The organism is Mesorhizobium sp. M7A.F.Ca.ET.027.02.1.1 (genome assembly GCF_004022985.1).
Taxonomy (GTDB): domain Bacteria; phylum Pseudomonadota; class Alphaproteobacteria; order Rhizobiales; family Rhizobiaceae; genus Mesorhizobium.
Map to the genome: position 1 here is coordinate 1 of NZ_RZOL01000874.1, position 713 is coordinate 713.

Below are 713 nucleotides of genomic sequence, written 5' to 3' on the forward strand. Positions count from 1 at the left end.
GACGAGTTCCTCGACCTGATGCGCTCGGGCACCGTCGATATCGTCTTTGCCAACAGCCACGAGATCAAATCGCTCTACCAGACATCGTCGTTCGACGAGGCGCTGGCGCGGATCCGCAAGGATTGCAAGATCGCCGCCGTGACGCGGTCCGAAAAAGGGTCGGTGATCGTGCGCGGCGACGAGACCGTCATCATCAAGGCGACGACGATTGGGGAACTGGTCGACACAACCGGCGCCGGGGACCTCTACGCCGCCGGTTTCCTCTATGGCTACACGCAAGGCCGCGACCTCAAGACCTGCGGCGACCTTGGTTCACTGGCGGCCGGATTGGTGATCCAGCAGATCGGCCCGCGCCCGCGCCAGAACCTGCGCCGCGAGGCTGAACAGGCCGGGTTGCTGTCAGGCGGACATTTCCAGGACTAGGAGCCTGTCCAGTTAGTCCTGGCGTCGGGCTGTTTCATGAACGATAAGCGGCTTAGACGGCGTTGGCGAGCTTTGTGAGGTTGTGGGCGATGCAGATTATCGCCCATTCGGCGCTGACCTTCTCGATGCCCCGCAACAAGAACTGCCTGAACCCCCTTGCTTGCTTGATCTGTCCGAACACTGGCTCGACGTGACGTTGCCCCCAGTTTCTATCCAGTTTTGAGTTCGTTTCCGGCGTTGGTTGTGCCCTGCTGGGCGGGTGAAGCGACGGGCGCTGGCGCGGAGCCTTT

At 61.9% G+C, this 713-nt stretch carries 2 protein-coding genes; one reads left to right on the forward strand and one right to left on the reverse strand.

Going from position 1 to position 713, the window contains the following annotated elements; all coding sequences use genetic code 11:
• A partial coding sequence (locus EN749_RS36725; protein WP_245491598.1) for a PfkB family carbohydrate kinase occupies positions 1–423 on the forward strand: 423 nt, incomplete at its 5' end.
• Positions 424–475: 52 nt separating this feature from the next.
• Here EN749_RS36725 and EN749_RS39320 read toward each other — a convergent pair.
• On the reverse strand, positions 476–713 hold a 238-nt coding region (locus EN749_RS39320; RefSeq protein WP_245491599.1), incomplete at its 5' end, for a transposase.